At 45.0% G+C, this 22,167-nt stretch carries 29 protein-coding genes; 21 read left to right on the forward strand and 8 right to left on the reverse strand.

The window, feature by feature from the left end:
• Window positions 1-36 precede the first annotated feature (36 nt).
• Entirely contained in the window at window positions 37-252 is a 216-nt protein-coding gene (locus tag BVI01S_RS06690; protein ID WP_034758155.1) for a CDGSH iron-sulfur domain-containing protein, read from the reverse strand.
• 130 nt (window positions 253-382) lie between these two features.
• Here BVI01S_RS06690 and BVI01S_RS06695 point away from each other — a divergent pair, with 130 nt between their 5' ends.
• Window positions 383-715 carry an iron-sulfur cluster biosynthesis family protein gene (locus tag BVI01S_RS06695; protein WP_034758157.1) on the forward strand — a complete coding sequence of 111 codons (333 nt, stop codon included), beginning with the start codon at window positions 383-385 and terminating at the stop codon, window positions 713-715.
• 121 nt (window positions 716-836) lie between these two features.
• Here BVI01S_RS06695 and BVI01S_RS06700 read toward each other — a convergent pair whose 3' ends face one another.
• The 4 genes from BVI01S_RS06700 to BVI01S_RS06710 all read right to left on the reverse strand — a co-directional run bounded on the left by BVI01S_RS06700 (window position 837) and on the right by BVI01S_RS06710 (window position 3,879).
• A complete protein-coding gene (locus BVI01S_RS06700) occupies window positions 837-1,733 on the reverse strand; it encodes an aminoglycoside phosphotransferase family protein (protein ID WP_061809701.1) in 897 nt (298 codons plus the stop codon).
• Window positions 1,730-2,656: an alpha/beta hydrolase gene (locus BVI01S_RS06705; RefSeq protein ID WP_061809702.1), complete on the reverse strand. Its 927-nt coding sequence runs from the start codon at window positions 2,654-2,656 to the stop codon at window positions 1,730-1,732. The genes BVI01S_RS06700 and BVI01S_RS06705 overlap by 4 nt, the downstream gene beginning before the upstream one ends.
• A gap of 130 nt (window positions 2,657-2,786) precedes the next feature.
• On the reverse strand, window positions 2,787-2,918 hold the full coding sequence (locus BVI01S_RS23110) for a hypothetical protein (RefSeq protein ID WP_269139898.1): 132 nt from the start codon (window positions 2,916-2,918) through the stop codon (window positions 2,787-2,789).
• A gap of 61 nt (window positions 2,919-2,979) precedes the next feature.
• On the reverse strand, window positions 2,980-3,879 hold the full coding sequence (locus BVI01S_RS06710; RefSeq protein WP_061809718.1) for a hydroxymethylglutaryl-CoA lyase: 900 nt from the start codon (window positions 3,877-3,879) through the stop codon (window positions 2,980-2,982).
• 174 nt (window positions 3,880-4,053) lie between these two features.
• Between BVI01S_RS06710 and BVI01S_RS06715 the strand changes: the two genes are divergently transcribed.
• The 4 genes from BVI01S_RS06715 to BVI01S_RS06730 all read left to right on the forward strand — a co-directional run bounded on the left by BVI01S_RS06715 (window position 4,054) and on the right by BVI01S_RS06730 (window position 6,998).
• Window positions 4,054-5,241, forward strand: coding sequence for an acetyl-CoA C-acetyltransferase (locus BVI01S_RS06715; RefSeq protein WP_061809703.1), 1,188 nt, complete (start codon window positions 4,054-4,056; stop codon window positions 5,239-5,241).
• 36 nt (window positions 5,242-5,277) lie between these two features.
• Window positions 5,278-5,970 carry a CoA transferase subunit A gene (locus BVI01S_RS06720; protein ID WP_034758170.1) on the forward strand — a complete coding sequence of 231 codons (693 nt, stop codon included), beginning with the start codon at window positions 5,278-5,280 and terminating at the stop codon, window positions 5,968-5,970.
• An 18-nt stretch (window positions 5,971-5,988) separates the two neighbouring features.
• Window positions 5,989-6,651 (forward strand): CoA transferase subunit B, encoded by a 663-nt coding sequence (locus BVI01S_RS06725; RefSeq protein WP_034758172.1) that lies wholly within the window; start codon window positions 5,989-5,991, stop codon window positions 6,649-6,651.
• Window positions 6,652-6,767: 116 nt separating this feature from the next.
• Window positions 6,768-6,998 carry a YqkE family protein gene (locus BVI01S_RS06730; protein WP_094075198.1) on the forward strand — a complete coding sequence of 77 codons (231 nt, stop codon included), beginning with the start codon at window positions 6,768-6,770 and terminating at the stop codon, window positions 6,996-6,998.
• Between the two features lie 75 nt (window positions 6,999-7,073).
• Here the strand turns inward: BVI01S_RS06730 and BVI01S_RS06735 are convergent, their stop codons facing one another.
• Both BVI01S_RS06735 and mciZ read right to left on the reverse strand, forming a co-directional pair.
• A complete protein-coding gene (locus tag BVI01S_RS06735) occupies window positions 7,074-7,997 on the reverse strand; it encodes an aldo/keto reductase (protein WP_061809704.1) in 924 nt (307 codons plus the stop codon).
• Window positions 7,998-8,076: 79 nt separating this feature from the next.
• On the reverse strand, window positions 8,077-8,202 hold the full coding sequence (gene mciZ / locus BVI01S_RS06740; protein WP_034758179.1) for a Z-ring formation inhibitor MciZ: 126 nt from the start codon (window positions 8,200-8,202) through the stop codon (window positions 8,077-8,079).
• Window positions 8,203-8,283: 81 nt separating this feature from the next.
• On the opposite strand from mciZ, the gene BVI01S_RS06745 reads away from it, so the two are divergent.
• Window positions 8,284-8,829 (forward strand): NUDIX hydrolase, encoded by a 546-nt coding sequence (locus BVI01S_RS06745; RefSeq protein WP_061809705.1) that lies wholly within the window; start codon window positions 8,284-8,286, stop codon window positions 8,827-8,829.
• A 68-nt stretch (window positions 8,830-8,897) separates the two neighbouring features.
• Here the strand turns inward: BVI01S_RS06745 and BVI01S_RS06750 are convergent, their stop codons facing one another.
• Window positions 8,898-9,476 (reverse strand): GNAT family N-acetyltransferase, encoded by a 579-nt coding sequence (locus BVI01S_RS06750; RefSeq protein ID WP_061809706.1) that lies wholly within the window; start codon window positions 9,474-9,476, stop codon window positions 8,898-8,900.
• Window positions 9,477-9,601: 125 nt separating this feature from the next.
• On the opposite strand from BVI01S_RS06750, the gene spoIIM reads away from it, so the two are divergent.
• The 15 genes from spoIIM (at window position 9,602) to BVI01S_RS06825 (ending at window position 22,165) form a co-directional block, all read left to right on the forward strand.
• Window positions 9,602-10,255 carry a stage II sporulation protein M gene (spoIIM, locus tag BVI01S_RS06755; protein ID WP_034758186.1) on the forward strand — a complete coding sequence of 218 codons (654 nt, stop codon included), beginning with the start codon at window positions 9,602-9,604 and terminating at the stop codon, window positions 10,253-10,255.
• A gap of 111 nt (window positions 10,256-10,366) precedes the next feature.
• Complete coding sequence (gene fur / locus BVI01S_RS06760; protein WP_034758188.1) at window positions 10,367-10,825, forward strand: ferric iron uptake transcriptional regulator; 459 nt, start codon at window positions 10,367-10,369, stop codon at window positions 10,823-10,825.
• Between the two features lie 187 nt (window positions 10,826-11,012).
• Window positions 11,013-11,240 (forward strand): YqzK family protein, encoded by a 228-nt coding sequence (locus tag BVI01S_RS06765; protein WP_034758190.1) that lies wholly within the window; start codon window positions 11,013-11,015, stop codon window positions 11,238-11,240.
• A 6-nt stretch (window positions 11,241-11,246) separates the two neighbouring features.
• Window positions 11,247-12,140, forward strand: coding sequence for a site-specific tyrosine recombinase XerD (gene xerD / locus BVI01S_RS06770; protein ID WP_034758192.1), 894 nt, complete (start codon window positions 11,247-11,249; stop codon window positions 12,138-12,140).
• Between the two features lie 210 nt (window positions 12,141-12,350).
• Complete coding sequence (gene deoB / locus BVI01S_RS06775) at window positions 12,351-13,535, forward strand: phosphopentomutase (protein WP_061809707.1); 1,185 nt, start codon at window positions 12,351-12,353, stop codon at window positions 13,533-13,535.
• A 76-nt stretch (window positions 13,536-13,611) separates the two neighbouring features.
• Window positions 13,612-14,427, forward strand: a complete 816-nt coding sequence (locus tag BVI01S_RS06780) for a purine-nucleoside phosphorylase (protein ID WP_061809708.1) — start codon at window positions 13,612-13,614, stop codon at window positions 14,425-14,427.
• 34 nt (window positions 14,428-14,461) lie between these two features.
• Window positions 14,462-15,766 (forward strand): pyrimidine-nucleoside phosphorylase, encoded by a 1,305-nt coding sequence (locus tag BVI01S_RS06785; RefSeq protein WP_034758199.1) that lies wholly within the window; start codon window positions 14,462-14,464, stop codon window positions 15,764-15,766.
• 222 nt (window positions 15,767-15,988) lie between these two features.
• A complete protein-coding gene (locus BVI01S_RS06790) occupies window positions 15,989-17,155 on the forward strand; it encodes a D-alanyl-D-alanine carboxypeptidase family protein (RefSeq protein ID WP_061809709.1) in 1,167 nt (388 codons plus the stop codon).
• Between the two features lie 121 nt (window positions 17,156-17,276).
• Window positions 17,277-17,627, forward strand: a complete 351-nt coding sequence (spoIIAA, locus tag BVI01S_RS06795) for an anti-sigma F factor antagonist (RefSeq protein WP_034758203.1) — start codon at window positions 17,277-17,279, stop codon at window positions 17,625-17,627.
• 1 nt (window position 17,628) lies between these two features.
• Complete coding sequence (gene spoIIAB / locus BVI01S_RS06800) at window positions 17,629-18,072, forward strand: anti-sigma F factor (RefSeq protein WP_034758205.1); 444 nt, start codon at window positions 17,629-17,631, stop codon at window positions 18,070-18,072.
• 12 nt (window positions 18,073-18,084) lie between these two features.
• Window positions 18,085-18,849 (forward strand): RNA polymerase sporulation sigma factor SigF, encoded by a 765-nt coding sequence (sigF, locus tag BVI01S_RS06805; protein ID WP_034758207.1) that lies wholly within the window; start codon window positions 18,085-18,087, stop codon window positions 18,847-18,849.
• A 219-nt stretch (window positions 18,850-19,068) separates the two neighbouring features.
• Window positions 19,069-19,689, forward strand: a complete 621-nt coding sequence (locus BVI01S_RS06810; protein ID WP_034758209.1) for a stage V sporulation protein AA — start codon at window positions 19,069-19,071, stop codon at window positions 19,687-19,689.
• Window positions 19,679-20,101, forward strand: coding sequence for a stage V sporulation protein AB (locus tag BVI01S_RS06815; protein ID WP_061809710.1), 423 nt, complete (start codon window positions 19,679-19,681; stop codon window positions 20,099-20,101). Before BVI01S_RS06810 ends, BVI01S_RS06815 begins: the two co-directional genes overlap by 11 nt.
• Before the next feature lie 23 nt (window positions 20,102-20,124).
• Window positions 20,125-20,721 carry a stage V sporulation protein SpoVABEA gene (gene spoVAEA, locus BVI01S_RS06820; protein WP_034758214.1) on the forward strand — a complete coding sequence of 199 codons (597 nt, stop codon included), beginning with the start codon at window positions 20,125-20,127 and terminating at the stop codon, window positions 20,719-20,721.
• Entirely contained in the window at window positions 20,687-22,165 is a 1,479-nt protein-coding gene (locus tag BVI01S_RS06825) for a spore germination protein (RefSeq protein ID WP_034758218.1), read from the forward strand. The genes spoVAEA and BVI01S_RS06825 overlap by 35 nt, the downstream gene beginning before the upstream one ends.
• Window positions 22,166-22,167 lie beyond the last annotated feature (2 nt).

Consider the following 22,167-nt stretch of genomic DNA (forward strand, 5'->3'; position numbering starts at 1 on the left):
AGAGACTTCGGGTGAAGTCTCTCTTTTTCATTCCATTTACTCTTCGTCCAATACCTTTTCTGCGCGTACACATGATTCAAATTTCCCTTTGTGAGAAGCGTCGCAAAACGGCATGTTGGTTGATAGACCGCAGCGGCACAGAGTAAACACTTGTTTCGTTGGAAATACATTTCCGTCAGCATCAATCAGTTCCACATCGCCGCTTACGCGAAACGAACCGTTATCATTCACTTTAATTTGAGCTTTTGTCATGAAAACCCACCCTTTCTAGAAAATACAAAAGAATCCCCACTATCGATAGTAAGATGAAAAGAGTAAAAAAGCAATATTCTAAAAGGAACAAATGAAATGTGGTAGGATAAAGGACAGAGGAGGTCATCGAATGAAAATCCAACTAACGAACGAAGCAACCCAAAAGATCCAGGATAAAATAGAAAACAAACAAGGTCACCTGAAACTCAAATACGATACAGAAGGCTGTGGCTGTGTGGTGAGCGGCATTCCTACCCTGTGGTTTGTCCATCACCCGGTTGAAGGTGAAGATATCAAGATCGACACGAACAGTCATTCAATTCTCGTAGAAAAATCAAAGATGGTCTTTCTGGATGAAGAGCTGAAAATCGATTTTTCTTCCCAAAGCAATACATTCCAATTAAAAAGCCCCGCTCAGATCATCAATGGGAGAATGAACTTTTTGATGTACCCTGAGGAATAGAATACAAAAGCTCCGGTGCATGCCGGAGCTTTTGTGTTCTTAAAACCAATAATACGCACAAAATCACAATGAATATTAACATATAATTCCTGTTTATTGGGTGATTAGTGAAAATTATCCATCACTCCGCCAAGAGCTCTTCAAACATCCCCGCCAAAGAAACCCCGGTTTTCCATCCATCAAGTCCACCTTCTACAGACCAGGACGCAGACAGAATGGAATGACAAAATCCATACTGAAGCAACCGCTCATAAGAGAGGGAAAGGAGGGAAGCGATTGTCTCTGTCCTATATCGGAGCAGCTCTAACGGCGCATCCCATTTCTCCCACTCATTCAACATGAACTGAATGCAGTCATATTCCCTCTCGCCAATCAGCCCTTTGGGATCGATGGCAGTCCAGCCGGAAGAATCGGAGTAGAGAATGTTTCCGTGATGAAGATCACCGTGAAGAAGATAGAGATCTGTGGAAGAACTCAGCAATTCCGGATAAAGGGCTTCAGCTTTAGCGACGAGCTCCTGAGGGATGGGGCCGGTTCCCCCGTTAAATCGTTCCCGTAGCCTTCCGATTCCCTTTGACCAGGATTCAACCGTAGGGTAGGGGTGGGTGCTGACAGGTTTATGCCAAAGTCGTTTGGCGGTATGGGAGAAGACAGAAAGGACCTCTGTTTCATCTTCAATCGAGAGAAGGGAAGATCCCGGCATGAGACGGTCTAACAGGATCCAGCCTTCCTCCTGACTGTAGTCGAGCATTTTCACCATTCCCTTTCCTTGAAAATCCTGAAGGGCATGAAACTCATTGGAGAAATCATTGTTCGGATACCCGATCTTTAAAACGGCTCGCTCTTGCAGGATCTGGACCGGAATCACGAAGTTATAGCTTAGAGAAAAAGGCTCACCGTAGGTTAACTGGAATCGGTCTTTTAATGACTCCATGAGATCTTCCGTATCCGTAATCCAATCATCCCCCGCATCCCCATACATCGTTTGCATTTTTAACCTGAAATCAGTTGGAATCATGAGACGACATCCTTTCCCTTTAAAACAAATTGCTCCAGGAACCGTTGGATCAATCCCTCGTATTCTTCCGGGTTATCATTATACGACTGGGCATGGGTACCGCTGAAATCAAGGAAAAGCTCCTTTGGACCCTGCTTCTTCTCAAATAGATCCTTTGTCATTTGAGGAAGGATGAAATCATCGTTCTTGCTGTGAATGAATAATACGGGTTTTTGAATGTTTTGGACAACCGAAATTGGTGATAAATCCTTTAGTGTATAGCCTTGTCGCAGTTTCAGGGTACCGTCCACGAGGGGGAGGAGGAATTTTGCAGGCATCTTCACTTCTGCACTCATCCGGTAAGCAAGCTGTTCACCAAAGTCGGAGAAGGGACAATCGGCAATATAAAAATCAGCCCGATCTTCCACGCTGCCGGCATAAAGAAGCAAAGTCGCAGCCCCCATGGATTCTCCGTGGATTCCAAAGAATACATCGTCCCCTTCCCGGCGGATCAGCTCGTCCACGACCGCCTTCAGGTCATATTTCTCAAAATATCCATAGCTCGTTGTCTTCCCCCCTGATTCCCCATGACGCCTGTGGTCATAAATGACGGCATTGAACCCCTGTTTGATGAAAAGATTCATGTACTTGATGGAATTCCACTTGTTTTCCGTCACTCCATGGGAAAAGATCATGAATTTATTATGAGGGTGAGGCTTCACGAATACCGCTTTAATATCATAACCGTACCGAGAAGGAATCAGGACCTCTTCTTTAGGAAGGGAGTCATACTCTTCTTCAATCAGCCGGGTCGATTCGGTTTCACGCGCCCTGATGAAATCGTCCCCCTTTTTCGGTAAATACATAAATCGATTCGTAATATAAACCCCAAGCAGCCCGATAGAGGACAGGGTGCCGCCGAGGATGGCCCATTTTTTTCGCATATGTCATCACCTCATAGGAATATCGTTTATTCTTATTGTAGCAAATAAAGGAAATAAGCGGAATTTTGAGAATGAAAAAAAGTGCCTCGGGAAGAGACACTCTTTTTTTAGTCCATGTGTAGTTGAGGACTTATGATTTAGCGTTTTGTCCTTTAGTTGGATGAATGGCTTTATCCAGTTCTTCTTTCGCCATGGTGTTTGAAACCGTATCTGAATTCGGTTTCCCTTTTTGACTGAATCCTTTATCGCGTTTTTGGCTCATGTGAATCATCTCCTTAGAGGGTATCACTATTAGAATGCTCGAAGGAGAAAGGGCCTATGCATCACTGATTCAATTCATGAAGGCGGTAGTAACCGCTTTCAATCGGACGGCTGACATGAGGTTTAACGACTTCGATGGCATGTGCAAGCTTCTCCAGGTCAATCCCGGTGAAGATTCCCATTTCTTCGAGCATATACACAACATCCTCGGTTGCCACATTCCCGGTCGCACCGGGAGCAAAAGGGCAGCCTCCGAGACCGCCGGCACTTGTGTCGAAGCGGTCGATTCCCGCTTGAAGGGACGCAAGGATATTAGCGAGCGCCATCTTGCGGGTGTCATGGAAATGTGCTGTCAGTAAGGTTTGAGGTAATTCCTCTTTCAATAATGTAAAAAGATGATACGCTTCAGACGGATTGGCACGGCCGATCGTATCGGCGACGCTCAGTTCATCTACACCCAGTGAAACAAATTTCTTACATAGAGCAAGAGTATCCTCCGGTAGGATTTTACCTTCGTATGGACAGTAAAAAGCGGTAGAAATGCAGGCTCTCACGAAGTAGCCCTTTTCTTTTAACTCTGAAATAAGCGGTGTCAGGTCTGTAAGAGCTTCATCGGTTGTCTTATTGATGTTTTTTTGATTGAACGAATTGCTCACGCCAACGAATACTGCGATAGACCGGCAGTCCGTTTCATAAACGCGTGCCATCCCCTTTTTATTAGGGGCAAGTACCATATCACGGGAGTCCAGTGTCATGCACGAGTCGACAATCTCACTCGCATCCTGCATCTGTGGAACCCATTTCGGAGACACAAACGAAGTCAGCTCCATTTCTTTGATTCCCGATTGCTTCAAACGCAGGATAAATTCTTTTTTAACGTCCGTCGGGACAAAATTCTTCTCATTTTGTAAGCCGTCTCTCGGACCTACTTCGATAATCGTAGCTTTTTTAGGTAAATTCATCATTTCACTCCTCCCTCTTCATTTTAAGAAAATTTCGACATATAAATCAATATAAAAATTTTTTGGCGAATTTAGAGGAATTTAACCGCTTACATAGAATGAGTTAAAGTGGAACTGTTTTATAGGTTATGAATAGGCAAGCATATCAGTCAGAAGAGAAAGGGAGGAAGAACGATGTCGAATGAAGTTGTCATTGTGAGTGCAGTACGTACGGCCATCGGGAGCTTTAACGGATCATTAAAAGGTATTTCCGCTCCGGAACTTGGAGCGATTGTGATTAAAGATGCCCTTGAAAAGGCTGGCTTAAGCGGTAGTGATGTGGATGAAGTGATCATGGGGAATGTGTTGCAGGCAGGATTGGGACAGAACCCGGCCCGTCAAGCATCCATCAAAGCGGGACTGCCTGAGCAGGTACCGGCCATGACGATAAATAAAGTATGTGGATCAGGATTAAAAACGGTTCATCTCGCAACGCAGGCAATCCTTGCAGGGGATGCAGATATCATCGTTGCAGGTGGAATGGAAAATATGAGTCAGGCCCCTTATTTACTGCAGGGAGCAAGAGAAGGATACAAAATGGGGGACCAGAAAGTCGTAGACAGCATGATATCAGACGGCTTATGGTGTGCCTTTAATGATTATCATATGGGTGTGACGGCAGAGAATCTATGCGACCGTTACTCTCTGACACGCGAAGAACAGGACGAATTCGCAGCATGGAGTCAGCAAAAAGCTGCTGCAGCCATTGAATCCGGACGATTTGATGATGAAATCGTCCCGGTTTCCATCCCGCAGCGAAAAGGGGATCCGGTTGTGTTCAAGCAGGATGAGTTCCCACGCAAGGGATCAACGGCCGAGAAATTATCGGGTCTTCGGGCTGCCTTCAAAAAAGATGGCTCTGTGACAGCCGGTAATGCATCGGGCATCAATGATGGGGCCGCTGCTGTTGTCGTCATGTCCAGGAAGAAAGCAGACGAACTCGGCATCACCCCTCTCGTGACGATCAAAGGGAATGCCAATGCAGGTGTAGATCCTAGCGTCATGGGAATCGGACCGGTTGCCGCCGTTAAAAAAGTATTGGAAAAAACGAAGATGACCATTGAGGATATGGAATTGATTGAAGCCAATGAAGCATTTGCCGCTCAATCATTGGCGGTGGATAAAGAGCTTCGATTCAAAAAGGATGCCCTCAATGTAAACGGGGGAGCCATTGCCCTGGGTCACCCGATTGGAGCCAGCGGAACACGGATCCTGGTGACGCTGATTCATGAGATGAAGAAAAGAGGCGTCCAAAATGGACTCGCTACCCTATGCATCGGTGGAGGACAGGGAGTAGCGACAGTTGTTGAACTTCATAAATAAGGAATGGGGAAAATCCAGATTGGAGGAGGGAATACAATGAAAGAAGTATACACTTCATATGACGAAGCGGTGGCAGATATTCACGATGGAGCAACATTGATGGTTGGAGGATTCGGCCTGTGCGGGATCCCTGAAAAACTCATCCTTGCCCTTGTGGAAAAAGGAGTGAAAAACCTGACCGTCATTTCAAATAACTGTGGAGTAGACGATTGGGGCCTGGGTTTATTACTGAAAAATAAGCAGATTGATAAGATGATAGGTTCCTATGTCGGGGAAAACAAAGAATTTGAAAGACAGGTCTTATCGGGAGAGCTTGAGGTGGAACTCGTTCCCCAAGGTACGCTTGCGGAGAAAATCCGTGCAGGTGGTGCAGGGATCCCTGCATTCTACACGCCTGCAGGAGTCGGGACACCGGTAGCGGAAGGAAAAGAAACCCGCACATTCAATGGGAAAGAATACTTGTTGGAAGAAGCGTATACGGCAGACTTCTCACTTGTACGGGCGTGGAAGGCCGATAAGATGGGGAATCTGATCTACAATAAGACGGCGCAGAACTTTAATCCGATGATTGCAGCGGCGGGGAAAGTGACGATTGCCGAGGTGGAAGAGCTGGTTGAAATCGGGGACATCAATCCGAATGAAGTGCATACACCGAGCATCTACGTGCAGCGCCTGATACAGGCCGAGCAGGAAAAACGGATTGAAAGAAGAACAGTGAGACAAGCATAGAAGGGAGAGTGGAACGGGATGGATCGAGCCAAAATGCGTGAAAGAATCGCAAGAAGAGCGGAAAAGGAAATAGAAGATGGTTTCTATGTCAACTTAGGGATCGGGATGCCTACGCTGGTAGCCAACTACATTACAGAAAACAAACAGGTTGTCCTTCAATCTGAAAATGGATTACTCGGAATCGGACCATATCCGGGTGAAAATGAAGTCGATGCCGACCTCATCAACGCGGGAAAAGAGACCGTTACGGCGATTCCGGGCTCCTCTTACTTTAATAGCTCGGAGTCATTCGGAATGATCCGCGGAGGGCATATCAATATCGCCATCCTTGGTGGAATGGAAGTAGCCGAAAACGGGGACCTTGCCAACTGGATGATCCCCGGGAAAATGATCAAAGGGATGGGTGGAGCGATGGACCTGGTTCACGGAGCCCAGCGCATCATCGTTATCATGGAACATGTCAATAAGGCCGGGGAAAGCAAGATCCTGAAAGAATGCACCCTGCCCCTGACGGGAAAAGGCGTCGTTGACCGCATCATAACGGACCGCGCCGTAATGGATGTAACGGAGGAAGGCTTACTGCTTCGCGAAGTAGCGAACGGCTTCTCTGTGGAGGATATCCAATCATCCACGGATGCAACGTTGATCGTAGGGGATGACGTAGTACTGGAAGCGTATTGATGGAGAGAGCCGGTTAGAAGGGGAGAGTACCTCTTTTGACCGGCTTTTTTTGAGCCTGCCTTTTGACTAAAGAGAAAAAAAGATTTATAACTATGACAGATAGGGGGAATCAGAACATGTCCAAGAAAAAGAAACAGGAAGCCGAATTGACGTTGAAAAATTCCATCAACGGGGACATCTTCGAACAACTGAAGCAGAAGAAGGCAGAGCTTGAAAAAGTAGAGTCTGTGAAGAAGGAAGAAGAGCGCCTCCGGAAAATAGAAGAGAAAAAACAGCGTGAAAAGAATAAAAGTTTCGAAGAGCTGTTGAATGAAAGCAATATGAATTGGAAGAACTACAAGGATTGATGAGGGAAGTAAGAGTGGTGCCCTCGAAAAAAATAAGCGGGCAGGGAACCAATAAACCCTGACCCGCTTATTTTTTTAGTCTCTATGTTGCTCGTATCGTGATAATTTGGTTAATTGTTTTAGCATGTCAAGCTCTTCGGAAGATAGAGGTCCCGCATTCACTGCGTCGATATTCTCCTGAAGCTGTTGAACGGAGCTGGCGCCCGGGATGACAGCACCCACCGACTTATGAGCGAGAATATATTGAAGGGCAAGTTCGTTCATTGAACGGTTGTCCCCCATTTTCCCATGGATGGACTTCAGTGTTTCTTCAAGTTCTTGATAAGAGTAGTCCAAATAGCCATCTTCCTTCATTTTCGCAGAAGCTTTAGACAGCATCTTTTCGGAAAGAAGCCCTTTTGCCAAAGGTCCCCGGGCCACGATGCTCACCTTATTTTCATCCAGCAGGTCCATCCATTCTTCCGGTCGGCGATCCAGTAAGCTGTACTGCATCATGACACTATCAATGGAAGAAGAAGTGAGAAATTGCTTGATGACATTCGGCCGGATGGAAGAGATGCCGTAATAGCGGATCAGCCCTTCCTTCTTCAACTCTTCAAACGCTTCGATCGTTTCTTCAAAATCGTCTTCGATCGTCCCTCCGTGAAGCTGGTAAAGATCGATATAATCCACTTTCAAGCGCGATAGGCTGTCCTTCACGGCAGACTTGATATAGGATTTGGAAGGGTCCCAGCGCCAGCCATCCTCAACATCATTCCAACGATTTCCACCTTTTGTGGCCAGGATGATATCGTCCCGGACCTCACGAATGGCGTTGCCTACGATTTCTTCATTTTGACCAAAGTCATATAAATCAGCAGTATCAAGATAATTGATACCATTTTCTAAAGCATGCTGCACAATTTCCTTCGCAGAACTTTCTTCGGTTCCAAGGGACATACAACCGAGCCCCATTTTTGATACATGTAGATCGGAATGACCTATTTGTCTTTTATCCATTGTATCCGTCCTTTCAACATTAGCACTCTCTATTATATTAACGAAAGTGGGGACGAATAAACAAAGAAAACGGCTGCCTTCAACGATTGGCTTCGATCCATTCCTTGACAGTAACGTAGGTTTGATTATATTCCTTCAACTTAGCCTTGATTTCCCATGCTTTCCCTACCAGGATGATCCGGTCCTTTTCAGCAATCACCTTCAAGGGTTTTCACCTCGATCCTCGAATAGGATATGGTAAAATGTATGAGGACAAGGTCGATGACAGAACAAGGAGAGTTGAACGATGAAAAAATTCGAAGAAAAGACGATCACAACAGAAACGATCTACCAAGGGAAAATCATTGATCTTCAAGTGGATGAAGTCGAGCTTCCAAACGGCAAGACATCCAAGCGGGAACTGATTAAGCACCCTGGAGCTGTAGCGGTCATCGCATTGACACCGGAAGGGAAATTAGTGATGGTGGAGCAGTACCGTAAAGCGTTGGAGAAATCCATCATCGAAATACCTGCCGGAAAGCTTGAGCCCGGTGAAGAGCCGGATAAAACGGCTCTGCGTGAATTGGAAGAAGAAACAGGATACGGGTGTGAGAATCTGGAGCATCTGATCTCGTTTTACACTTCACCTGGATTTGCGGATGAGCTGGTTCACTTGTATATCGCTCATGATATCCATCCCATCCAGGAGTCGAAAGAAACGGATGAAGACGAATTTGTCGAGTTGATTGAAGTGACAGTAGAAGAGGCACTGCAACTTATTAAAGAACAGCGGATATATGATGCGAAAACGGCTTATGCGGTTCAATATCTCCAACTGCAGAAGTTGGGGTAATAAAAGGTGATGTGAAGAAAGCTGGACTCCCGTTGAGAGGGGGTCCAGCTTTTTTGAGGTGGAAATGGTTAATCGGGGAGGTCCTCAGGAACGAAAGAATAAACACATGTATCACGTGAATCCGTCCCGTTTTCATCAAGATGGTCATGCCGAAAGGTCCCTTCAAGCAGAAAGCCCAGCTTCTCAGGCACTCTCCGTGATGAAGTGTTCCTCTCATCACAGCGGATTTCCACACGCTGACAGGAAAGGTCGTGTAGGGCGAAATGGGTCAACGCCTTCACGGCTTCCACCATATAGCCTTTTTTTGTGTGCCGTGAGTTGAGCCAATACCCGATTTCCACTTTGGGTACATCCCAATCAATGCGGTGAAGTCCCGTGGATCCGATGAATTCATCCGTTTCTTTCAGATAGATATGTAGTCGGATATCAGTCTTCTTAATAAAATCTGCAAAGGATTCCCGTACGCCTGCCTCCACCTCTTCAAGGGTCTGTTCTTTCCGGGCGAAGGGGAGCCATGGTTTTAACTCACTCCGTGAATCTGTAATGGCACGAAACACGTCTGACCCGTCACCAGGCATGCATGGCCGAATATAAAGGCGTGGAGTTTCAATACGATCGGGAAATTCGATTAAGCTTGCCTTGGTCATATGATATTCCTCCCACTCAGGTTTCTATGATTATACGTTTATCCGAATGGAAGTTCAATAGAGTAGAATAAACCTCTTCCGCCTTACATATAGATTAGTAATCGATATCTAGGAGGAGCACTGTGATGCGGAAAAAAATATCAAATTCAAATCCACTCGTTCAACATGTACAAGCACATTCCTCAATCTATTTATTTATCATTACATTGTTTTTAATGGGGATCATTTTTGGTGCGATTGTCGTGAATTCATTATCCTTTGCCCAAAAGGAAGACCTTTATTTCTATTTAAGTAAATTTTTCAGTGAGATGGAGGATGGAAGCATGACATCAGCGGAAGAACTCTTCCGTCAGAGTTTCCTCCATAATGTGAAGTATCTCGGGTTGATGTGGCTACTCGGGATCTCGATCATCGGGCTGCCCCTCATCTTCGTTCTATTATTCATGAAGGGTGTCGTCGTTGGCTTTTCTGTCGGGTTTCTAGTCAATCAAATGGGCTGGAGCGGATTTTTATTGTCTTTTGTGAGCGTCCTGCCACAAAATATCATCATCATTCCGGCATTTATTTTCATAGGTGCGATCAGCGCGAACTTCTCCCTGACGTTGATCCGGAAGATCTTTATGAGGCAGTCGTCGTCCATGCAGTTCCAGATGATCCCGTTCCTGTCCAGATACGTCATCTTCATGGTGGTGGCCATCGGAATCGTCACCGTTGCCGCAAGTATTGAAGCCTATCTTTCACCTACTTTAATGGAAGCGGTCATAGGGAAAATAAAATAAAATGATTCTTATATAAGAATCATTTTATTTGTTTGATTATAATTATTTTATTTTGCTTATTCCTCCCTTTTTGATATAATAGTAAAGACATTGACGAGGGAGGAGAGGACTATGGAAAGCCGCATTGAACGAATAAAAAAACAGCTTCATTCTGCCAGCTACAAGCTTACGCCACAGCGCGAAGCTACGGTCCGTGTGTTATTGGAACATGAAGAAGATCACCTCAGCGCCGAAGATGTATACCTCCTCGTTAAGGAAAAATCTCCGGAAATTGGACTGGCGACCGTATATCGTACATTGGAATTGCTGTCTGAACTGAAAATTGTAGATAAAATCAATTTTGGCGATGGTGTATCGCGTTATGACCTCAGGCAAGAAGGGGCAGCCCACTTCCATCACCATTTAGTATGTATTGAATGTGGAGCTGTCGATGAAATTCAAGATGATCTTTTAGAAGACGTGGAAACGATTGTCGAACGAGACTGGAAATTTAAAATAAAAGACCACCGCCTCACCTTTCATGGCATTTGTTCCAGATGTCAGGATAAAGAAGAAGATCCAGAAGAATAAGATGATGCCGAAAAGCCTTAAAGACCCCTGTGTTGTTTCTAGAATCGGAAACATCCCATACATACTCTTTAAGGCTTTTTTCATACTCTCCCGGAATTTTTCACAGTATCTCACTCCATAAGGTATAAAACGGTTCAAAATCGTCATAGCTTGTATTAATAAGCAAGCGAATATGGAGGACGACAGGATGATAAAAGGGGTTCAATTGGTATGGCAGACCATTAAGGTATTTATTTTATTTACGGGTTCAACGATTTTATTTTACTATGGTATCATGTGGATAAGCGAAGAATACGAAGGTTACCACAAATATGATGAGCCAGAGGGAGCAGCGGTGAAGGTTTATTCTTCCGTGACAGAGGAAGAGAGCCATTGGTATGACCGATTATTATTTTTTTATATGAACGGGGAGTAATGCAGTGTGGAAGACCATATTCAAGATTTCATGCACTTTTTAATAGTAGAAAAAGGGCTTGCAAAGAATACGATCGAGTCGTATCAACGTGATTTAAAGAATTATGCCTTATACTTATCGAAGGTTGAAGAAGTGGCGGAATTAAACGCCGTTTCAAGGGTCAATATCCTTCAATTTCTCGGGCATTTAAAAAACCAGGGGAAATCTTCAAAGACCGTTGCCCGTCATGTGGCGTCGATTCGTTCCTTTCATCAATTCCTCTTAAGGGAAAAGGCGACGGACCAAGACCCGACTGTGCACATCGAAACACCAAAGACTGAAAGGACACTCCCAAGGATCTTGAGCATCGCTGAAGTGGAGGCTTTACTTGAAGCCCCTGAAGAATCGACACCCTTAGGGATGAGGGACAAGGCGATGCTTGAACTCCTTTATGCGACGGGGATACGGGTAAGCGAGCTCATTCAGCTTCAATTGGAAGACGTCCATTTGACCATGGGATTTGTCCGGTGCATCGGAAAAGGGAACAAAGAGCGGATCATCCCGATCGGGCAGACGGCCATGGATGTCCTCGAGAAATATTTAGGGGATGCACGGTTGAAATTACGGAGCAAGAAGCATCGTGATGATCATTTATTTCTTAATCACCATGGGAAAGGGCTGACAAGGCAGGGCTTCTGGAAGAATTTAAAGGCCCTTGCGAAGAAAGCCAATATTGAGAAGGATTTGACGCCTCATACGCTTCGCCACTCATTTGCCACTCATTTGTTGGAGAATGGAGCGGATCTCAGGGCGGTTCAGGAAATGCTGGGTCATGCAGACATTTCCACGACCCAAATCTATACACATGTGACGAAAACCCGCTTAAAGGATGTCTATTCGCAATTCCATCCCAGAGCTTAAAAGAATGAAGGGGGATTCCTTAAAGAAATTACGATTCTTTAAGGGATCTCCCTTGTTTTTTTTGAGAGGGAAAAGTAGAATATAGATGTCAGACTTCTGACGTTAAATCCTGTCGATTGCTTCAAAGCAGATAAGGGTATGATACGTTTGAAGGTCGAAAATGTAACCGCTTTTTTAAAAAATGGATTACTATATAGGAGGTTTACGATAATGAGCAACTATACATACAAACGGGTTCACTTGATCGTAATGGATTCGGTCGGTATCGGCGAAGCGCCTGATGCAGAACTGTTCAACGATAAGGGATCTGATACGCTCGGTCACATTGCTGAACACATGGATGGACTGAATATGCCGAATATCGGGAAGCTTGGCCTTTCCAATATTAAAGAAGTGAAGGGTATCGAGAAGGCCGGCAAACCTCTTGCATACTTCACAAAAATGCAGGAAGCGTCAGTCGGGAAAGACACGATGACGGGGCATTGGGAAATCATGGGCTTGAATATCGATAAGCCGTTCAAGACGTATCCGGATGGATTTCCAGAGAAACTCATCCAGAGACTGGAAGCGGAAACAGGCAGGACGATCATTGGAAACAAGCCTGCCAGTGGCACTGAAATCATTGAAGAATTAGGAAAAGAGCATATGGAAACAGGGGCACTCATTGTGTATACCTCTGCAGACCCCGTTCTTCAAATCGCAGCTCATGAAGACATCATCCCGATTGAAGAACAGTACAAAATCTGTGAAATTGCCCGTGAAATCACGAAAGAAGAGGAATACCTCGTCGGACGTGTCATCGCCCGTCCGTTCGTAGGGGAGCCGGGAGCGTTTAAGCGCACATCCAATCGCCATGACTATGCATTAAAGCCTTTTGACCGTACAGTCATGAATGAATTGAAGGACTCCGGCTTTGATGTGATCGCCATTGGGAAAATATCAGATATTTATAATGGTGAAGGGGTGACCGAATCCATTCGCACGAAGCATAACATGCACGGAATGGACGGACTCGTTGAATCATTCGACAAAGACTTCACAGGCTTAAGCTTCCTGAATCTGGTTGACTTCGACGCGTTATATGGACATCGACGCGATCCAGAAGGATATGGAAAGGCGCTGGAAGAATTTGATGCGCGCCTCCCTGAAGTATTCGAGAAAATGACCGAAGATGATCTTCTGATCATTACAGCTGATCACGGGAACGACCCTACTGCTCCAGGAACAGATCATACGAGGGAGTATGTCCCACTTCTTGTATATTCAAAGCGTTTTGATGGAGGGAAAGAACTTCCTATCTCTGAAACATTCGCAGATATCGGGGCAACAGTAGCAGATAACTTCAATGTGAACATGCCGAAGTTCGGCCAAAGCTTCTTGACGAAATTAAAATAAAAAATATGAGTGGGGGTGGGGTGAAGCCGAACGAAAGGCTCATTTCCTCCTCTTTACGTTGAAAAGGAGTAATAAGATGAATTACGAAAACATCCAAAATGCAGCAAGTCATTTGAAAAATCAATATACAGGACAGCCTAAGGTCGGATTAATCCTTGGATCGGGGCTTGGTGTACTGGCAGATGAAATCCAAAACTCAGTGAAGATCCCGTATAAGGAGATTCCTGATTTCCCTGTTTCAACAGTAGCAGGTCATGCGGGACAGCTGGTATTCGGTCAATTGGCCGGACAGGAAGTCGTCGCTATGCAAGGGCGTTTCCACTACTATGAAGGGTATGGATTCGATAAAGTGACTTTCCCTGTACGCGTCATGAAAGAGTTGGGCGTGGAAGTGCTGATTGTGACAAATGCTGCCGGCGGCGTGAACGAAAGCTTCCAGGCGGGGGATTTAATGCTGATTTCCGATCATATCAATAATATGGGAAGCAATCCACTCATCGGAACGAATGATTCCCGCTTAGGGCCGAGATTCCCGGATATGTCAGAAGCATACTGTAAAGAACTGCGTCAAAAAGCGAAAGAAATCGCCGGGAAATTATCCATTGAAGTGCAGGAAGGGGTCTATGTCGGAAATACCGGACCTACTTATGAAACGCCTGCTGAAGTTCGACTTGCCCGTACCCTGGGTGGAGATGCAGTCGGAATGTCAACGGTACCTGAAGTCATCGTGGCCCGTCATGCAGGAATCAAGGTACTGGGGATTTCATGTATTTCAAATATGGCTGCAGGAATTCTGGATCAGCCCCTTTCCCATGATGAAGTCATGGAAACGACGGAGATGGTCCGTGCCAATTTCCTTTCATATGTAAAAGAGATCGTGAAATCATTATAAACGCTGATTAATACTAGAAGAGTGGGTGAAGGCAATGAGAATGGTTGACTTAATAGAGAAAAAACGTGAAGGAAAAGAATTATCTACAGAAGAAATTAAATTCATCGTAGAGGGATATACAGACGGAACCATCCCGGATTATCAGGTAAGCGCCCTGACGATGGCCATTTTCTTTAAGGATATGAGCGATAGAGAACGGGCAGACCTGACGATGGCAATGGTGGAATCAGGCGATCAGATTGATTTGTCCGCCATCGAAGGAATTAAAGTGGATAAGCACTCAACAGGTGGGGTCGGTGATACAACGACACTTGTTCTAGGACCGCTTGTGGCATCAGTCGGTGTCCCTGTAGCGAAGATGAGTGGAAGGGGTCTTGGTCATACCGGGGGAACCATCGATAAGCTTGAATCCGTAGAAGGATTCCATGTGGAAATTGAAAACGAGGAGTTCATCCGTCTTGTGAACAAGAATAAACTTGCCGTCATCGGTCAAAGCGGTAACTTGACGCCTGCCGATAAAAAGCTGTATTCCCTGCGTGATGTGACGGCTACGGTCAATAGTATCCCACTGATTGCAAGCTCGATCATGAGTAAAAAGATTGCAGCGGGTGCTGATGCCATCGTCCTTGATGTGAAAACCGGTGCCGGTGCCTTCATGAAGACGTTGGACGATTCTAAGGATCTTGCCAAAGCCATGGTGAACATCGGGAATAACGTCGGACGAAAGACGATGGCTGTCATTTCCGACATGAGTCAGCCCCTTGGTTATGCCATCGGGAATGCCTTGGAAGTGAAGGAAGCGATCGATACGTTAAAAGGGGAAGGACCTGAGGACTTAACGGAACTTTGTCTGACTCTTGGAAGCCACATGGTATTCCTGGCGGAGAAAGCTTCAACGTTAGAAGAAGCAAGAGCATTATTACAAAGAGCGATTGAAGACGGTTCAGCTCTTGAGAATTTCAAGGTATTCCTTGAATCACAAGGTGGAGATCCATCTGTGGTGGATGACCCAGCCAAACTTCCTCAAGCAAAGTACAAAATCGAGCTTGAAGCGAAACAGGATGGCTATGTGTCTGAAATCGTGGCCGATGCAGTCGGAACGGCTGCCATGTGGCTTGGAGCAGGCCGTGCAACGAAAGATTCTGTGATCGACTTAGCCGTCGGTCTTGAACTTCGCAAGAAAATTGGTGATGAGGTCAAAGCGGGAGATTCCCTTGCCACCATTTACAGCAATGAAGAAAACATCGACAATGTGAAAGAGAAGCTATATGAGAGCATTAAAGTGACAACTGAACATGTGAATGCACCCACGTTGATTCATACTGAAATCACGGGTTGATCATCCATTTGAACGAAGCCTTTGCCGAAGGGATTATTTCTCTTCGGCAGGGGCTTTTTTTGTGTGAAAACAGATTCTTGATTTCATTTCAATGAACGAAGAAAACGGCGCAATAAGTTTTGAATGACTTTTTACCAATGTTTGTATAAAAATGATGAGGATGGAAAAAATGGATCTATGAGTATTGAAATAATAACGAGATTTTGATTGGAGGACAGTTGGATGAAACGTTTTGCGTATATAGTGGTGACATTTGTTTTAACAGCTTTTCTATTTCCTTCCTCAGGGTTTGCCCAGGAGAAGAAATCCGAGCTCGCCGACGTGGCGAAATCAGCTATATTGATCGAGCGTGATACTGGAGCGGTGCTTTATGAGAAGAACAGCCATGAAAAGCTGGCACCTGCGTCCATGACCAAGATCATGACCATGACTCTGATCATGGAAGCCCTCGAAAAAGGTCAAATCAAGTGGGATGACAAAGTGCGGGCAAGTGAATATGCTGCCTCGATGGGCGGATCACAGATTTTCCTGGAGCCGGGTGAAAGCATGTCTGTAGAAGAAATGCTGAAGGGGATTGCCATTGGGTCCGCCAATGACGCCTCAGTCGCGATGGCGGAACATATTGCAGGAAGTGAAGAAGCATTCGTTGAGAAAATGAACAAAAAGGTGAAAGAGCTCGGGTTAAAGGAAACTCACTTCAAAAATCCGACAGGTTTACCATCCAAAGATCATTACAGTTCAGCCCATGATATGTCGATGATGGCGAAGGAACTTCTTAAATATGATGGGATTACAAAATTCACAGGCAGCTATGAATCTTACCTGCGGGAAGGGTCGGATAAAAAATTCTGGCTCGTGAATACGAATAAATTGGTCCGCTTCTATGACGGTGTGGATGGATTGAAGACAGGCTTCACGAATGAAGCGAAATATTGCCTGACGGCTACGGCAAAGAAAGACAATATGAGAGTGATTGCGGTCGTGTTCGGTGCCCCGACACCAAAGGAACGGAACAATGAAGTGAGTAAAATGCTCGATTATGCCTTCAATCAGTATTCGACCAAACCTCTCTTCAAAAAAGGGGATTCCCTGGCTAAGGTGAAAGTTTCAAAAGGGAAGGAGAATAAGGTGGATGCCGTAACAGATGAGCCCATTTCCCTCCTTACCCAAAAAGGTGAAAAGTTAGATGAGATCCAGCAGAAGATCACATTATCGAAAGACTTGAAAGCTCCGATTAAAAAAGGAGACAAAGTCGGGACGCTCGTGGTGATGAATAAAGGGAAAAAAGTAGTGGAAAGCACTCTCGTTGCCAAGAAAAATGTAAACGATGCAAGCTGGTGGGAATTATATAAAAAATCCTTTGGACTTTTTACAAAGGTAGGAAAGTAATGAGCCTCGGAAAATAACCTCTAATTATGACGAATTCCTTCTAGTTTTGTCATGGAGAAGGAATTTACTAAAAGAATAGCGAAATGACTCACTATACGACAGAGAAGGAGGCTTTCTGATAGTGAGTCTTGCTATTAACTTAGAAGTCAAAAAAGATGTACTGTGTGTCCGTTTAAGTGGTGAGTTGGATCATCACACTGCCGATGAACTCAGGGAAAAAGCTTCAAGCCTGATTGAAAGTGAGAATGTAAAGCATATCATTTTGAATTTAGAGGAATTGAGCTTTATGGACAGTTCCGGATTGGGTGTCATTTTGGGTCGATACAAGCAGATCAAGCAAAAGCATGGAGAAATGGTGGTATGTGCGATTTCCCCTTCTGTAAACCGATTATTTGAAATGTCAGGGTTGTTTAAGATCATTCGTCTTGAGCCGTCTGAAGAAAATGCATTACAAAGATTGGGGGTCGCATGATATGAGAAATGAAATGAACATTCAATTCAGTTCTTTAAGCCAAAATGAATCCTTTGCCCGCGTGACTGTTGCGTCATTTATTGCCCAGCTCGATCCGACGATGGATGAGTTGACTGAAATCAAGACCGTCGTCTCAGAAGCCGTGACCAATGCCATCATTCACGGCTATGATAACAGACCGAATGGGACGGTTTATATATCCGTGATCATGGAAGAGGATGGGTTCATTGATATGACCATCCGCGATGAAGGAATCGGGATTGGAGATGTGGAAGAAGCCCGTCAACCCCTCTTCACCTCCAAGCCGGAACTTGAACGTTCCGGTATGGGATTTACGATCATGGAGAATTTCATGGATGAAATAGAAGTGTCATCACACCCAGGTACAGGCACCACGGTAAGGCTGAAGAAGCACTTGACCAATAGTAAAGCGCTATGCAATTAAGGAGTCGTGCCCATGGATGTCGAAGTGAAAAATGAAAAGGAACAGACCTTTTTGAAGGATCACGAGGTGAAAGACCTGATCAAGAAAAGTCAGGAAGGGGACCAGGGTGCCCGGGACTTGATCGTCCAGAAGAATATGCGCCTTGTATGGTCCGTCGTCCAACGCTTTCTCAATCGGGGTTATGAGCCGGATGATCTCTTTCAAATAGGCAGTATCGGGTTGCTGAAATCAGTGGATAAGTTTGATTTAAGCTACGATGTCAAGTTTTCGACGTATGCGGTTCCGATGATTATCGGAGAGATCCAGCGTTTCATTCGGGATGATGGGACAGTGAAGGTGAGTCGTTCCCTGAAGGAAATGGGGAATAAAATCAGGAAAGCGAAGGATGAGCTCTCCAAGAAGTTCGGCAGGGTCCCGACCGTCAGCGAGCTTGCCGACCATCTTGAGTATTCCGTTGAAGAGGTGATCATGGCCCAGGAAGCGAGTCGTGCCCCTTCTTCGATTCATGAAACGGTTTATGAAAATGATGGTGATCCCATCACGCTTTTGGATCAGATTGCCGATAATACGGATAATAAGTGGTTTGATAAGATTGCCCTGAAAGAAGCCATCCGGGAATTGGATGATAGGGAGCGGCTGATCGTGTATTTAAGGTATTACAAAGATCAGACCCAATCGGAAGTAGCGGATCGGCTGGGGATTTCCCAGGTGCAGGTATCAAGACTTGAGAAGAAAATCTTACTAACGATGAAAGAACATATGCATTCAGAACCTTAGACAAAATAACCTTGTGGATTCCATTTACTGAATCCACAAGGTTATTTTTTGCTTGAAATTGTTTCCATAAATCTTCCCTCCAGACCTTCCCATCACTTCCAGCCCAACGTTTCGTTCACCCATTTGTCCCATCCTCCCCTGAGGACATTACATAAATAAATCACGTTAATCCATACTATTGGTACGAAGGGAAAATCATGTTTTCAGGAAGTGAACTGCATGGAAGGTATTTTGTATATACGCTTACGCCATCGAGTGCAGGTAAGGGAAGAGAGCATGGTCAAGCTTTCTCAGCTGGCGCAAATCATAGCATCTGAAACGATTGTGGAAGATATTAAGGAAATCCCGATTCATCAGGTGACCCCTTCAGATAAGAATATTGTCGTTGTCGATGTCATGAAGGTCATCAGTGAGGTATGCAAAGTATACCCGGACCTGGATATTCAAACGATCGGGCCTACTCAAAGCATCATAGAAGTGATCTATGAGAAAAAGAAAGTCTCTCTCCCTTTATTCATTGGCGTTTGGTTACTATTATTCATCGGTGCGGCCCTGGCGATAATGAATTTCCATGAAGATGTAAGTATGAGAGAAGTTCATCAAAGGCTGTATCATTTTGTGACGGGAGGGGTGGATCCCCACCCATTATTATTTCAGGTTCCTTACTCGTTTGGTTTAGGTCTTGGAATGATTTTGTTTTTCAATCATGTGTTTCGAAAAAGACTCAATGAAGAGCCGAGCCCTCTTGAAGTTGAAATGTTTAACTACCAGCAGGATTTAGATCAATACGTGATTATGCACGAAAATAAAGAAAGTCAGAAGAAACTGGATGACCATTAATGTATTGATCACCATATTTATCGGATTTGCCGGAGGGCTTGCTGTAGGCTCGGGATTTGTTGCATTTTTAACCGTATTGGGTATCATTCCCAGGTTAACTCAATTGACCAAAACAATGAAAATGATTCATTACTATGAGATGGCCGTCATTACCGGGGCGCTTGCAGGAGGATTCATCAGCCTGAATGACTACACTCTCCATTTCTCTCCATTGGTCCTTATCCCCCTCGGTCTCATGAGCGGAGTGTTCATCGGACTGTTGGCTGCTGCCTTGACAGAAGTATTGAATGTGTTTCCCATCCTGGCCAAACGAATCGGGATTGATGGACAGATTGTGATACTGATCATGGCGATCGTATTCGGGAAGATTTTCGGTTCTCTATTTCATTGGCTTTACTTGGTTCATCAATAATTTGCAAGAGGCAGGGGTTTCGTATGGACAATAAAAGGAAAGTGATCCTGATAACAGATGGGGATGAATACGCCAAGCGCGCCATTGAATGTGTGGCGAAAGAGTATGGCGGAAGGTGTATATCAAGCTCCAAAGGCAATCCCTCTGTGTTGTCGGGACCCGAAATTGTAAAGCTGATTCAAAGAGCCAAAAACGACCCTGTCTTTGTGATGTTTGATGATAGTGGATTCATTGGGGAAGGCGCAGGTGAAAGGGCGCTAAAGTATGTTGCGAATCATGCGGAAATAGACGTGCTCGGAATTATTGCGGTAGCAAGTAAAACCAGGCAGGCGGAATGGACCAGGGTGGATGTCTGCATTGATAAATTCGGGGAGTTGACTCCATACGGGGTCGATAAATTCGGTGTACCTGAAATGGATGTTGGAAGATTGACGGGAGACACTGTTTACTGCCTTGATGAACTGGATGTGCCGGTGATTGTCGGAATTGGTGACATAGGGAAAATGGCCAAGCGGGATCATTATTCCCAAGGTGCCCCCATTACGAAAAAAGCAGTGGAGATCATCTTAGAAAGGAGTGGGTATCATGCCTCAAAAGACGAAAGAAACACCGATACCTAAAGATTTAAAGGTCATTGAAGACTATATGAAAGAGCACGTAGGATTGAACACGAGCTTTGACATCGGTGTCCGCAAATTGATGGTCTTGAAAAAAGGTGTTCATTTTTATTATATAAATGGGCTCACCGATGCATCCTATATCATTGAAATTGTAGAAGAACTTGTGGAAATCAATGATCATGAACGGGCTACAAGCAGATTATACGATATTGTACATAATCGACTTGTACATCAATCCGTTGAACCGGTAAAAACGATTGAAGAAGCAGTTGATGAAGTGCTTTCCGGTTTGATTGCCGTATTTGTTGAAGGATATGAAGAAGCGCTGATCGTAGATGTCAGGAGTTATCCTGGAAGACAGCCGTCAGAACCCGATACGGAGAAGGTCGTCCGCGGTTCCCGTGACGGTTATGTCGAGAATATCATCGTCAATACAGCCTTAACAAGAAGAAGAATAAGAGATCCCAGGCTGAGGTTTGAAATATTCCGGATTGGAGAGCGTTCCAAGACGGATATTTCAATTGCATATATCGATGATGTGGCAAACCCGAGCTTGATTGAAGTGATTAAGAAAGAATTGAAAAGTATTAAAATCGATGGGTTGACGATGGCGGATAAAACGATAGAAGAGTTTCTGGTAAAGCAAGGATATAATCCATATCCACTGGTCAGATATACAGAAAGGGCGGATGTAGCTGCGACCCACCTGCTAGAAGGGCATGTGCTGATCTTTGTCGATACATCGCCGAGTGTCATCATCACGCCTACCACGTTCTTTCATCATCTGCAGCATGCGGAGGAGTATAGACAATCACCGGCTGTTGGGACGTTTGTGAGATGGACAAGATTCATGGGAGTGCTTGCTTCACTTTTCCTTCTTCCGTTATGGTATCTATTCGTACTGGATCCATCACTGCTGCCGGAAGTCATTAAATATGTCGGACCTCAGGAACAAACCAATATTCCGGTGATCGTTCAATTATTCATCGCTGACCTTGGGGTGGAGATGTTCAGGATCGCCGCCATCCATACCCCGACCCCGCTCTCGACGGCCATGGGTTTGATCGCCGCCGTCTTGATCGGTCAGATTGCCATCGATGTAGGGCTATTTCAGCCTGAGGTCATCCTGTATGTAGCTGTCGCTTCGATCGGTACGTTTGCAACTCCGAGTTATGAATTGAGTGTAGCGAATAAGATGGCAAGGCTTCTTCTACTGGTGATGGTTGCGTTCTTCCATATACCTGGTTTGATGATTGGAAGTACCCTGTTCATTCTGTACGTAGCGAATATCAAATCCCTCAATACACCGTATCTATGGCCGCTGCTGCCTTTCAGTCCGAAGGCGTTTATGCAGATTCTCGTCAGGAAGTCGGTACCGGGGTCTAAAATTCGACCAAGTATCGTCCAGCCGAGAAATAAATACAAACAGCCTGCGAAATCTTAGAA

It is taken from the genome of Rossellomorea vietnamensis NBRC 101237, assembly GCF_001591825.1.
GTDB lineage: Bacteria > Bacillota > Bacilli > Bacillales > Bacillaceae_B > Rossellomorea > Rossellomorea vietnamensis.

Excerpts from the sequence above, each read along its gene's own strand:
- BVI01S_RS06690 (WP_034758155.1), bottom strand. The coding sequence starts at position 252 with ATGACAAAAGCTCAAATTAAAGTGAATGATAACGGTTCGTTTCGCGTA.
- BVI01S_RS06695 (WP_034758157.1), top strand. The coding sequence starts at position 383 with ATGAAAATCCAACTAACGAACGAAGCAACCCAAAAGATCCAGGATAAA.
- BVI01S_RS06700 (WP_061809701.1), bottom strand. The coding sequence starts at position 1,733 with ATGATTCCAACTGATTTCAGGTTAAAAATGCAAACGATGTATGGGGAT.
- BVI01S_RS06705 (WP_061809702.1), bottom strand. The coding sequence starts at position 2,656 with ATGCGAAAAAAATGGGCCATCCTCGGCGGCACCCTGTCCTCTATCGGG.
- BVI01S_RS23110 (WP_269139898.1), bottom strand. The coding sequence starts at position 2,918 with ATGAGCCAAAAACGCGATAAAGGATTCAGTCAAAAAGGGAAACCGAAT.
- BVI01S_RS06710 (WP_061809718.1), bottom strand. The coding sequence starts at position 3,879 with ATGAATTTACCTAAAAAAGCTACGATTATCGAAGTAGGTCCGAGAGAC.
- BVI01S_RS06715 (WP_061809703.1), top strand. The coding sequence starts at position 4,054 with ATGTCGAATGAAGTTGTCATTGTGAGTGCAGTACGTACGGCCATCGGG.
- BVI01S_RS06720 (WP_034758170.1), top strand. The coding sequence starts at position 5,278 with ATGAAAGAAGTATACACTTCATATGACGAAGCGGTGGCAGATATTCAC.
- BVI01S_RS06725 (WP_034758172.1), top strand. The coding sequence starts at position 5,989 with ATGGATCGAGCCAAAATGCGTGAAAGAATCGCAAGAAGAGCGGAAAAG.
- BVI01S_RS06730 (WP_094075198.1), top strand. The coding sequence starts at position 6,768 with ATGTCCAAGAAAAAGAAACAGGAAGCCGAATTGACGTTGAAAAATTCC.
- BVI01S_RS06735 (WP_061809704.1), bottom strand. The coding sequence starts at position 7,997 with ATGGATAAAAGACAAATAGGTCATTCCGATCTACATGTATCAAAAATG.
- BVI01S_RS06745 (WP_061809705.1), top strand. The coding sequence starts at position 8,284 with ATGAAAAAATTCGAAGAAAAGACGATCACAACAGAAACGATCTACCAA.
- BVI01S_RS06750 (WP_061809706.1), bottom strand. The coding sequence starts at position 9,476 with ATGACCAAGGCAAGCTTAATCGAATTTCCCGATCGTATTGAAACTCCA.
- spoIIM (WP_034758186.1), top strand. The coding sequence starts at position 9,602 with ATGCGGAAAAAAATATCAAATTCAAATCCACTCGTTCAACATGTACAA.
- fur (WP_034758188.1), top strand. The coding sequence starts at position 10,367 with ATGGAAAGCCGCATTGAACGAATAAAAAAACAGCTTCATTCTGCCAGC.
- BVI01S_RS06765 (WP_034758190.1), top strand. The coding sequence starts at position 11,013 with ATGATAAAAGGGGTTCAATTGGTATGGCAGACCATTAAGGTATTTATT.
- deoB (WP_061809707.1), top strand. The coding sequence starts at position 12,351 with ATGAGCAACTATACATACAAACGGGTTCACTTGATCGTAATGGATTCG.
- BVI01S_RS06780 (WP_061809708.1), top strand. The coding sequence starts at position 13,612 with ATGAATTACGAAAACATCCAAAATGCAGCAAGTCATTTGAAAAATCAA.
- BVI01S_RS06785 (WP_034758199.1), top strand. The coding sequence starts at position 14,462 with ATGAGAATGGTTGACTTAATAGAGAAAAAACGTGAAGGAAAAGAATTA.
- BVI01S_RS06790 (WP_061809709.1), top strand. The coding sequence starts at position 15,989 with ATGAAACGTTTTGCGTATATAGTGGTGACATTTGTTTTAACAGCTTTT.
- spoIIAB (WP_034758205.1), top strand. The coding sequence starts at position 17,629 with ATGAGAAATGAAATGAACATTCAATTCAGTTCTTTAAGCCAAAATGAA.
- sigF (WP_034758207.1), top strand. The coding sequence starts at position 18,085 with ATGGATGTCGAAGTGAAAAATGAAAAGGAACAGACCTTTTTGAAGGAT.
- BVI01S_RS06810 (WP_034758209.1), top strand. The coding sequence starts at position 19,069 with ATGGAAGGTATTTTGTATATACGCTTACGCCATCGAGTGCAGGTAAGG.
- BVI01S_RS06815 (WP_061809710.1), top strand. The coding sequence starts at position 19,679 with ATGACCATTAATGTATTGATCACCATATTTATCGGATTTGCCGGAGGG.
- spoVAEA (WP_034758214.1), top strand. The coding sequence starts at position 20,125 with ATGGACAATAAAAGGAAAGTGATCCTGATAACAGATGGGGATGAATAC.
- BVI01S_RS06825 (WP_034758218.1), top strand. The coding sequence starts at position 20,687 with ATGCCTCAAAAGACGAAAGAAACACCGATACCTAAAGATTTAAAGGTC.